At 76.6% G+C, this 3,510-nt stretch carries 3 protein-coding genes and 1 pseudogene; 1 reads left to right on the top strand and 3 read right to left on the bottom strand.

Annotated elements, in window-relative coordinates:
- Positions 1-702, top strand: a pseudogene (locus tag GL263_RS23480) (transglutaminase); the annotation flags it as partial.
- 634 nt (positions 703-1,336) lie between these two features.
- Here the strand turns inward: GL263_RS23480 and GL263_RS23485 are convergent.
- The 3 genes from GL263_RS23485 to GL263_RS23495 form a co-directional block, all read right to left on the bottom strand.
- Positions 1,337-1,735: an SCO2097 family morphological protein gene (locus GL263_RS23485; protein WP_143649031.1), complete on the bottom strand. Its 399-nt coding sequence runs from the start codon at positions 1,733-1,735 to the stop codon at positions 1,337-1,339.
- A 310-nt stretch (positions 1,736-2,045) separates the two neighbouring features.
- Positions 2,046-2,795, bottom strand: a complete 750-nt coding sequence (locus tag GL263_RS23490) for a methyltransferase (RefSeq protein WP_182857746.1) — start codon at positions 2,793-2,795, stop codon at positions 2,046-2,048.
- A gap of 92 nt (positions 2,796-2,887) precedes the next feature.
- Positions 2,888-3,376, bottom strand: coding sequence for an SAV_6107 family HEPN domain-containing protein (locus GL263_RS23495; protein WP_228456775.1), 489 nt, complete (start codon positions 3,374-3,376; stop codon positions 2,888-2,890).
- Positions 3,377-3,510 lie beyond the last annotated feature (134 nt).

The raw sequence follows: 3,510 nt of genomic DNA on the forward strand, positions 1-3,510 counted from the left end.
CCGGAGGACAGCGCAGCCCCGGCGCCCACCCCCGCCGAACGCGACGCCTGCCCGCCCGAGCTGCGCCGCGCCGGCGAGTGCGACGCGCGCGAACAGGACGCGGCGGCAGGCGCCGGCGGCGGGTTCCCCTGGACGGCGGTACTGCTGCCGGCCGCGGCACTGCTCGTGCTGCTCGCCCTGCTGGCGCCGCTGCTGTGGCGCACGGCCGTCCGCTCGCGTCGGCTCGGCGCCCGCGCGCACGCCGCCGGGCCGCGCGCCGCGACGCTCGCCGCGTGGCGGGAACTCCTGGACACCGGCTGGGACCTCGGCGTGGCCCCGGACGAGGCCGCCAGCCCGCGCGGCGCGGCCCACCGCCTCGTCGACGGAGGCCGACTGGACGAGGAGGCCTCGGCGGCGGCCCACCGCGTCGCCACGGCCGTGGAACGCACGCTGTACGCGCCTCCGGCGCCCGACCCCGACCCCGCGACTGCCGTCGGGCCGGGCCCGGAGCTGGCGAAGGACGTACGGCTGGTGGGCGCCGCGATGCGCGAGCACGCCGACCGCCGGACCCGGCTGCGCGCACTCCTCGTGCCGCGTTCCGCCGTGCGGGTGAAGTGGGCGGTGGAGGACCGCCGGGCGGCGGCGGCCCGCCGCCTGCGCGGCGCCGCCGAACGCACGGCCACCCGCCTCCGCCCGCCCTTCTCCCGCCGCCGCCCCGGCTGACGGCCCTCAAGGAGGAGGCCCGCCCCGGGCCCTGCCCCGCGGGGCAGGACGGCTGCCCGGGTGCGCCGGACACCAGCGGGCGCCGCACTCGGGCGGCCGGGAACGCCCGGGTCGGCGAGGAGGGGGCCCCTCAACGGCCGTCGGCCGTTCTGAGCCGCCCGGTCCGGTGCTCGGGGAGGGCCGGTCGTGCGACGCGAGAACTCCGCGCCCAAGCCGCCGGGCGGGGGTGGCCCGGCGCTTGGCCGCCACTGGTACGACGGTCAGCTCTGCGGTGCGCGGGTGACCTGGGAGCCGCCGCGGCCCCGCCGACCGTGCCAGCTCGCCTTCTTCCGGCCGGACGCCGGCTCCTCACGGCCGGTAGGACGCAGCCCCGTCGGGCCGGGCGCAGCCCCGTCGGACCGGCCGGGCACAGCCCCGTCCCGGAGCGCGCGGCACGGCGGCCCCCTCGGGCCGACCGGCGGCCCGCTGACCGGGCTCCGTCGCGCCGAACGGGTGAGGGCACGGCGGCGGGCCCGCGGTCGTCCGGGTCAGGCGGCGGCTGGGCGCCGCAGGCGGTCAGCACAAGAAGTGGGCGCCCCGGACCTGTCCGGGGCGCCCACTCGAGCGCTGTGTCACGGCCGTTTGCGGCCGCGACTCACTGGCGTTCGTCGCGGCGGCGCTGCCACCGCTGCTCGATCCGGTCCATCATCGACCTGCGCTGCTTGGGGCGCCGAGCGCTCCCGCCGCCACCGGACCGGCCTGAGCCGTCGGTCTGCGCGGTCTTGGGGCCCTTGCGCCATCCGGTCACCGCCAGGACAGTGCATCCGAGCATCACGAGGAAGCCGAGAACACTGACCCAGATGATCTGCGCGACCATTCCGGACATCAGGAGAGCGATGCCCACCAGGAAGCCCGCCACCGCTTGGTAGACCCGCTTGCGGGACGGTGCGCGCAGCTCACTTCCCTCGAGCGCTGTCGCGAACTTGGGATCTTCGGCGTACAGCGCTCGCTCCATCTGCTCGAGCATCCGCTGCTCGTGCTCAGAGAGCGGCACGTGGTCCTCCTACTCGTCGGTCGCGGGGGCGAACCGTTGCGACCCTTCCAGGATAGGCAGGGAATCGCCCCCGTGAAACCCGCCCCTATCCACCAGTTCCGCCCGGATGACCGGTACCGGTGGACACAGCAGTGGCCAGTTCATTCCCTTACTACCCGTCCGTCATGCCCGACGGCGTCCTTCGATCATACGGCTCCCGGCGCCGGTCTGTTCGGCCGTGCTCACTCCGGCACGACACCGGCCCCGCTCCGGCGGCCCGACAGGGGCGTTCGACGGGCGTGCGGCGGCCCCGGGGGGCCGCTCGTCCGGGTCAGCGGGAGTGGGCCAGCAGGTGGAGCTGGGTGGCCACGGAGTGGAAGGCGGGCAGTTCGGCGGCGGCGGCCTCCAGCTGGGCCAGCGCCTCGACGGCCTGCGGTTCGGTGTCGACGAGCGCGCCGGGGACGAGGTCGCTGAAGACGCGTACGCCGTGCACGGCGGTGATCTCCAGCCCGGTCGCGCCGACCAGCTCGCGGAGCTGGTCGGGGGTGAAGCGGCGCGGCACCGGGTCGGAGGAGCCCCAGCGGCCGTCCGGGTCGGTCAGGGCGCGGTGGGCCTCGGTGAAGTGCCCGGCGAGGGCCCGTGCGAGCACGGCACCGCCCAGCCCGGCGGCGAGCACGCTGAGGACGCCGCCGTCGGGGCGCAGCGCGGCGACCGCGTTGGCCAGTCCCTCGGCCGGGTCGTCGACGTACTCCAGCACGCCGTGGCACAGGACCGCGTCGTAGCCGCCGCGCTCGGCGACCTCCAGGAGGCCGTGCGCGTCGCCCTGGACGCCGCGCACCCGCTCGGCGACGCCTTCCTCGGCGGCCCGCCGCTCCAGGGCGAAGAGCGCGTTGGGGCTCGGGTCGACGACGGTCACGCGGTGACCGAGGACGGCCAGCGGGACGGCGAAGTGGCCGGAGCCGCCGCCCGCGTCGAGCACGTCGAGCACCTCGCGACCGGCGCTCGCGGACCGCCGTTCGAGGGCGTCCTTCAGTACCTCCCAGACCACGGCGGTACGGAGGGCTGCGCGGGGGCGGGTCATGGCGGTGCTCCTCGGCGGATGATCGGGCTTGCCGGGGCCTAACCCTATTGCCTCCGCGCGGACCTCACGGAACGCGCCGCCGCCCGGCCGACCTAGGAGGTGCGGCGCAGCACGGCGGGGGACGCCTCGGCGCGGGCGGCGGGCAGCGCGGGCGGCTTGAGGAGCAGGCGTTCCACCATGCGCAGGAAGATCCCGGCGTCCCGCAGGAGGTCGTCGGCCTGCCGGTCGCTCACGGCATCCCTGAGGCCGGCCTCGGCGCGGGCCCGGCGGGCGGCGCCGCCGGCGAAGTACCCGCTCCACTCGGCAAGCTCCGGGGCTATCTCGCGGAGCACGTCCCACGCGCTGCGGATGCGGCGGCGGGCCCGCTCGGTCGTCTCGGGCCGCCCGCGCGCGGCGAGCACCGCGGCGGCGGCCCGCAGGGCGGCCAGGTGGGCGGTGGCGTAGCGCTCGTTCGGCGTTTCCAGCGTGGCCGCCTCCTCCAGGCCGCGGCGCGCCTGCGCGAGCAGGTCGAGCACGGCGGGCGGGGCGGACGCCTGACGGAGTACGGGGTGGATGTCGCTCGGGGGCCCGGACAGCTTCATGGGCTGGTGCCTCCTTCTCAGCGTTCTGGGCGTTTCCGCCCTTCGCATCCTTCGCCTGTCTGTACGTACACACCCATCGTGGACCCCACCACTGACAACCGGCTCCCACCTGCTGCTAGGGTTTTGGACTGACC

It is taken from the genome of Streptomyces durbertensis (genome assembly GCF_014156695.1).
Lineage (GTDB): Bacteria > Actinomycetota > Actinomycetes > Streptomycetales > Streptomycetaceae > Streptomyces > Streptomyces durbertensis.